This window comes from Streptomyces sp. NPDC015139, assembly GCF_043079785.1.
Classification (GTDB): Bacteria; Actinomycetota; Actinomycetes; order Streptomycetales; family Streptomycetaceae; genus Streptomyces; species Streptomyces albidocamelliae.
In genome coordinates this window covers 116,013-122,587 of record NZ_JBIBUW010000020.1, presented here as the reverse complement: position 1 = coordinate 122,587, position 6,575 = coordinate 116,013, and the positions used below count along the sequence as shown (strand labels likewise).

The following is a 6,575-nucleotide window of genomic DNA, read 5'->3' as shown; positions in this document are numbered from 1 at the left end:
ATCGCCCCAACTGCCCCTTGAACAGCACCAACACACCTACACGTCAGTGACATTCAAGACCGAACATCCCAGTGACATCCCGACCGAACCTCACAAGTAGCGGTCGTACATGGCAGGCGACCCCACACCTTCACGATCAAAGCCGTAGGACTCCAGGCCGCCAGGCCCAGGACACACACCAGTTGAAGAGACCTCCCTGCTCGATCTGACGAACCACACGCAGACCATCCCCCACCCACACACCGTCACCACCCTCAACACCATCAACGATGCCCTGCAAGCAATCACCCTCATCGCGAAGTTCGTACCGGGGGGTCCTACGCATCGCGCGACCCAGCACCAGCCGACACCACCAATAGGCTCAAGGGTCCCGCCATACCAGGTGACGGGACCCGCCGGACTGACTTGATGCTTCAAAATACAACTCAGATTAGATCTGGAACCGCGGGCTACTGCTGGCCCCCGGTGGGCGGAGCCACCGGCCATTGCCTTGCTGCGAGCGGGCTCCGGCCGATCGTGGCGCGATGGTGCGGGCCGTCACGGTTGTCCTTGAAGCAGCGGGCCTGCCGCCCGGGGCGGGGCAGGTCCCTGCCCCGCCTTCCGCCGAGGGGGGCGCCAGGGGTCGCCGATCTGCGCAGACAGCGCTCAAGTGTCAGCTCCGCGGCCCAGACCCCGATCAGGGCTGCTTCACGGAGCAGGCGAACCTCTGTACGAGTGCGGGGTTGTCAGCTGTGTAATCTCTCCTCCCACACCACAGGGGAGGGATCATGAGAGGTAGACCGGCCAGACCGGCCAGAGCGGCCTGGATTCTGGCGAGCGGGGCGACCGCGCTCACACTGCTGTCCGCGACGGGAGCCCACGCGGAGGGACGAGGCGACATCCGGGTGACCAAGACGGTCGTGAACGGCGGGCACAACGTCATCGTCGGCACGTCGAAGCGCGTCACCTATCCCATCGCCATCACCATCCGGGACAACTCCGGTGTGAAGGGCCTGTCGCACGTCAGTGTCTTCAACAAGACGAACGGGTGGGGTTTCAGCGACTGGGTGGACACCCGGTGCGAGAAGAAGAGTTCCACCACGTCGGTGTGCACGGCCACGATGACGATCGCACCGGCGTGGCTCCCGGACAGCCTGCCCGAGGATGTCAACCACACGGCGGGCGTGTGGCAGGTCAACGCCACCGTCAAGGCCAATGACGGTGACTACTGGATCGCCGATCGGATCGCCGAGTTCAAGATGAAACGCGCTTCCAAGCTCGCGACGGACGCCGCGCCCGAACCCGTGGCCAAGGGCGCCAAACTCACCGTCACCGGCAAGCTGTCCCGGGCCAACTGGGAGGACCTCGAGTACCACGGCTACACCGGGCAGGACGCGAAGCTTCAGTTCAAAAAGGCCGGTACCGACCACTACAGCACGATCAAGACAGTGAAGACGGACGAGGTCGGAAAGCTCAGCACCAAGGTCACCGCCACCTCGACGGGAAGCTGGCGCTGGTACTTCCCCGGCACCACGACGACCGCGCGGGTCGTGTCGGCCGGCGACACCGTGAAGCTGAAGTAGCCGCCACGCGGACGCACTCGGGTCCCGTCGCCGAGCGGCGTGACCTGGGTGCGGTGTCGGCATGCCGCAGTTCACCGGCCAGGAAGGACGCCCGCCCGGACAAGGTGCAGCGCTCGGCCCGGGACGCCTGGGGGCAAGGGGCCTCGGGCTGGTGACACTCGCGTCCGTGCGGACCTGGCTGCTGCATAGGACAGCTGCCGTCGCGCCGGCAGCCTTGAGGAGGTTCGCTTCACGGACTTCTGGCGCCTTGAGTGCCCGTACCTCAGTCACGGGCGACAGCGCCCCGGGATCCGCCGGTTCCCGGGGGTCTGGGATCCCCGTCGGTCCCACCGAAGTAAATCAGCCACGTTCTGAAAACCGTGGCTCATGTACGTCACGTCAATGAGGTGCGGTTCTCAGGACGTCATGTGGCGCGGCGCAGGAGTACGACCACGTTCTCTCCCATGCGCTTGGGGTCGAGGCGGTAGTACTTGATGTGGCCGATGCGCTCGGTCTCCTCCAGCCAGCCGGCTTCGATGACCTGCTTGCGGGTGCGGGAGAAGACGGGAGGGGCCATGCCGACGAGCTTGGCCAGGTTGGCCGCGGTCTCGAGGATCGCACCGGAGCGGTCGGTGGGGTGCAGGGCATAGAGCATGACGACGAGACGCTGGTTGGCGGTCATGCCGGCGGTCTTCTCGAGCAGCTCGAGGTTCTTCCGCTTGTCGTCAGTGGTGTTCACTGGGCCTCCCACCGCGCAGGGACGTTGTCGTCGAAGCCGGGGATGTTCGGCGGATTGCACGTCTTCACTGCTTCACGTTGTTCAAGTCCGGTCCCGTGAAACGCGATGTACGGGCTGATCCGGTAGAAGTTGTAGTTGCCGATGCGTCCGCGAACGACCAGGATCCGGTGCTTCGCCAGCTTTCGGTTGATCTTTCCCACGGCGTCGGTCGACATCCCCACGCGCTTGCCGATGTCCGCTCCAGTGGCCCTCAGCGGCTCCATGCCTTCGGGGGACACGCCGATCCACCAGAGGACGAGGAACTTCTGACTGGGCGTGAACGCCTTGGATTCGGTGATTGCCTCGACACGTGCCTTGTCGACCTGTGTGTGCCGGCCGGAAAAGGCGTACGGCGCATAGGGGACCGGCTCACCTGTGTCGGCGTCGACCAGTCTGCGTACTGCTCCCAACGGGGCCCTCCGTGCACGGGGGTTTATTGGCGGCTCATGAAGGACGGCCGCGTAGCCGACCAGATGAACTTAACGTACATGAGCAGGAAGTCAATCAACTCCGCCTGTCGGCCGCGTCTTCTGCCGCCACGCTACGGAATCGCCCCGTCCGCTACTCGGCTTCTCAGGCCCGAGTCATGTACGTGACGTCAATCTGCCGCTGTCGTAGGAACGTGGTGCCCAGTTCCTACAGACGTGGTGGCAGTTCTCCTGACCGCTATGGCAGTTCGGTGAGTCGTGGTGTGCTGTTCCTCGGACTTGGTACTGCGTCCGAGGGAACCGGGTGCACGGTTCCTGGGATCGCCCTCTACGGTCACAGGAACTGCCTGGCAGTTCCCACGGTCGTGGTTGTTCGATACGTTTCCGCAGGTCAGACGGCATTTGGCGGGTGCGCTCTCTTACCTTGTGCAACAGGCCCGCCGTGCGTGTGGCCGTGCACCCCATGCCGCTCCGCATCGGATACCGACCGCTCGCCCCACCGGCCTCAGCCCTTGTGCGGGGTCACCCCTCATGGTCCGCGCCTGATGATGGATCCGCAGGGTGGGAGGGCACCTGGTGACTGCCGTCAACCGCGGCCCGTACCCACCGCTTTCCGGCGCGTACGGGCCCGGGCCACGACGAAACGGCTTCGCGCCGGAAAGTGGTGGGGCAGCGGGGTCCAGGGGCCGGCGAAGGCCCCTGGTACCACGCTGCCCCACCACCCCCGGGATGTCCCACGTAACGCGCGCTCCCCCGCCGACCGGTTCCGGCACCGGGGTGTGGGTGCTGTGAGCCGCACCCGAGTCGCTACAGGTCCCGGCAGGAGAGTTCTGCGCGGCCGCTGGTCAGAGCTCGAACTCCAGGTGTTCGAGGTCCGTGAACTCGACCTCCAGGCCGTGGGCGCGGCGGCCGCTGTCGCGGAAGTAGACCTCTCCCAGGGCCTCTGCCGCGATGTGCTGGAGCTGCTGCTCGGTGGCGCCGGCTTCCTGGGCGTCGAAGAGGCGGGCGGCGTGCTCAGGTGGCAGGGCCAGGGTGAGGTGGCGCAGGCGGGCGTCGTCGGTGGTTCCGGGGGCTGCGGTGAAGCCGAAGCGGGCGCGCGTGTCGATCATGATGCCGTCGGTGGTGGACGCGGCCTTCTTGGCCCTGGCGCGGACCTGGGGCTGCCAGCGGCGACGCACTTCACGCTCTATGCGGGCGGCGAGGTCGGGCCGGGGTCTCTTGATCTGGTCCTTCACATAGCGCTCGACGGTCCGCTGGGTGATGCCGAGCAACAGGGCGACCTGCTTGGTGCTGCCCTTGTACTGCTTGACGAGATAGCGCATCTGGGCTCCGGCGGACTTGGGAATGGGGCGTGTGAACGCGCCCTCCACCGCCTTCTCCAGCTCTTCCCCGACGTCTGCCATCGGCCCTGTCCCCTACTCTCCGCTGTCCTTGGCGGTGATCTCGCCGGTCTTGATGTAGCGGGCGAGGTTGGCGATCTTGCCGTCGGCGTTGAGCTGCTCCTGCACCTCGGCGCCCCACAGCACGGTCTGGGTGCCTTCGTGCTTGACCATGCCGGGTGACACTCCGAGCCGGAACGAGCCGGGGACGGTCTTGCCGTCGGTGTCGTAGGGCAGGACGTCCAAGGGGCTGGGGCCGTCGGCGGCGTACACGGCGCAGTCCGAGAGGATCGCGACCGGGTACCGGCCGGTGGCCGCGGCCAGGTGGAGCATCTTGCGGTGCATGTTGATCCGGGCGCGGGAGATGACGGCCGCGCGGATGTCCGGGCGCCAGGTCGGCCGGGCGAGTGCGGGCCAAGGCTGTCCCGGTCGCCAGCCGCCGCCGCGTGCCTTCTCGCGCAGTTTGCCGATGCCGCCCTTGGTGGTCATCTTGACGGCGTCCAGGACGATCGCCGTCTCCGGGTCGCGCTGTTTGTAGCCCTCCATCGCCTGGAGGAAGTCCTGTGGCGAGAGCTTCTCGGCGACGCCGAGGTCGGCCATGGTGTGGACATAAGCGTCGCGGAGCCGCTTGTACCAGCCGTCGAGGTACTTGCCCTTCTCCGGGCGTACCCAGGCCTCCAGCGGGGCGACCTCGTAGCCGAGTTCCACCGCGTACGCCACGGTCGGGGTGGCGTACCAGGCCGGGCCGGTCGGATGTTCGCCGGTCGGGGTGAACGGGCTGGGCAGCAGGTGGCGGTGGAGCCGGTGTCGCTGTCGGCCGATCTGGACGTCGGAGAGGTCGATGTGGGAGAGGTCGACCAGCCATGCTCCGGGCAGTGTCGGGTCGAAGGCGGGGTTGGTGAGGTGCTCGGGGGGTGTCGCGAGGCCGACGACGGCGCCGTTGGCGGCCGCACCGAAGGCGAGGTTGACGTCGATGCCGACCAGGTGACGCTTCATGCATTCGTCGTCGGTGAGTTCGCGGGCCCAGTCGTACGCCTCCTCGAAGAGCTTCTCGCCGGGGCCGCGTACGTGGAAGCGGGGCAGGTCCTTGAGGACGGGGTGGCCGTCGGGTGCCTCGCAGGGGGCCGGGTCCATCGGTGCGGTGCCGAGTGAGCCGGGCCGGTGCTGGGAGCGGCGTCGGCCGTCGGCGTCCGGCTCGCCGGCGCGGGTCGGCGGGTTGAGGGCCGTCATGAGCTCCAGGCCCGTCACGGCGGTGGAGCCGACCGGAGTCATCACCCGCCGCGCGAACGTGCCCAGGACCCGGGCGAGTTCAGCCGGTGGCAGCTGTGCGGCGTGGCCCCAGGCGCGGTCGTCGAGGGCGTGCCAGGACGGGATGCACAGTTGCACGCACTGTCGTCGGCCGCCCTGCGCCGGGCGGTAGATCCTGGCCCAGGGCCCGAATCCGCGCTTGGTGAGCCGCCACTCGGCGCGGTCGAGCTGCTTGAGGACCTTGTGGGTGTCCGGGAGGCGGCCGGCGAGCCGGTCCTCTTCGGAGAGCTGGACCGGCAACCCGTACCGCTCGCACGCGGCCGGAGTGAGCACGAGCAGCGGGTCGGCGTCCTTTCCGGACCCGTTCAGCCTCTCCGCGCCGAGCTGGGCCTCTTTCAGCGTCCACTCCACGAGTGCCGAGAGGGACTTGGCCGGTACGTCCAGGAGCAGGCCGCCGGTGCCGTAGCCGGTGACGTCACGGTCCGGGCCGGCGTCGAGGACGAGGAGCGGGCCGTGCGGGTAGGCGCCGCCGACCGTCGGGGCGGGGTGCCCGGGGAGGGCGGCGTGCGGTTTCGGGCGTCGGGCCGGCGACGTCCTGGGGGGTGTGGCTGGGTCAGGTGCGGGTGCGGGTGCGGGTGCGGGTGTCGGCGTCCGGGGGGCCGCGGCCGGGGGCTCGGTCACCGGCCGCGGCGCGGTGGGGGCGGAGGGCGCTTCCGGGGCCGGGAAGCGGTCGGCCAGCTTTTCCAGCAGGCGGGCGTAGGCGGCGCGCTGCGGGGGGCGGGGTTCGTTCCTGCCCGACTCCCAGCTCGCGACGGTCTCGCGGCGTGTGCCGAGGGCGGCCGCGACCTGAGTCTGGGTGAGGGCGGCCGCCTCGCGTAGGCGCTTGCGCTCCGCGACCGGGGGCAGGTCCTCCTGGGTTACCTGCTCCAGCAGTGCGTCGACCGCGCTGAACAGCTCGTTCTCGGTGGGCATGCAACAACCTCCTCGGCCACCCTATCCCGTATCACACGCTGAATGGCACCTCGAATCGCGTGCCAGATCGCTCAGAAAGCGCTCATGAGGCTGGCGGGTGCTGCGACGCCGATCGAGTGCCTGACGGTCGCCACCCAGGGGCTGGCACGGAGTAGGAGGAGCCCTTCGAGCCAGCACGGGAGGGCCGCCACCAACGGGCCCCTCCCCCAGCCCATGCGAACACGCCGTC

Annotated in this window: 5 protein-coding genes; 1 reads left to right on the top strand and 4 read right to left on the bottom strand. The window is 68.3% G+C overall.

Features of this window, described 5'->3' with window-relative positions; all coding sequences use genetic code 11:
- Positions 1 to 767: 767 nt before the first annotated feature.
- On the top strand, positions 768 to 1,562 hold the full coding sequence (locus tag ACF08B_RS35500) for a hypothetical protein (RefSeq protein WP_392321161.1): 795 nt from the start codon (positions 768 to 770) through the stop codon (positions 1,560 to 1,562).
- Between the two features lie 403 nt (positions 1,563 to 1,965).
- On the opposite strand, the gene ACF08B_RS35495 is transcribed toward ACF08B_RS35500, so the two are convergent.
- The 4 genes from ACF08B_RS35495 to tap all read right to left on the bottom strand — a co-directional run bounded on the left by ACF08B_RS35495 (position 1,966) and on the right by tap (position 6,346).
- A complete protein-coding gene (locus ACF08B_RS35495) occupies positions 1,966 to 2,223 on the bottom strand; it encodes a replication initiation protein, RepL2 (protein WP_392321168.1) in 258 nt (85 codons plus the stop codon).
- Positions 2,224 to 2,276: 53 nt separating this feature from the next.
- On the bottom strand, positions 2,277 to 2,729 hold the full coding sequence (locus ACF08B_RS35490) for a MarR family transcriptional regulator (RefSeq protein ID WP_392321160.1): 453 nt from the start codon (positions 2,727 to 2,729) through the stop codon (positions 2,277 to 2,279).
- A gap of 863 nt (positions 2,730 to 3,592) precedes the next feature.
- Positions 3,593 to 4,150 (bottom strand): telomere-protecting terminal protein Tpg, encoded by a 558-nt coding sequence (tpg, locus tag ACF08B_RS35485; RefSeq protein ID WP_392321159.1) that lies wholly within the window; start codon positions 4,148 to 4,150, stop codon positions 3,593 to 3,595.
- 12 nt (positions 4,151 to 4,162) lie between these two features.
- Positions 4,163 to 6,346 (bottom strand): telomere-associated protein Tap, encoded by a 2,184-nt coding sequence (tap, locus tag ACF08B_RS35480; protein ID WP_392321158.1) that lies wholly within the window; start codon positions 6,344 to 6,346, stop codon positions 4,163 to 4,165.
- Between the last annotated feature and the right edge of the window lie 229 nt (positions 6,347 to 6,575).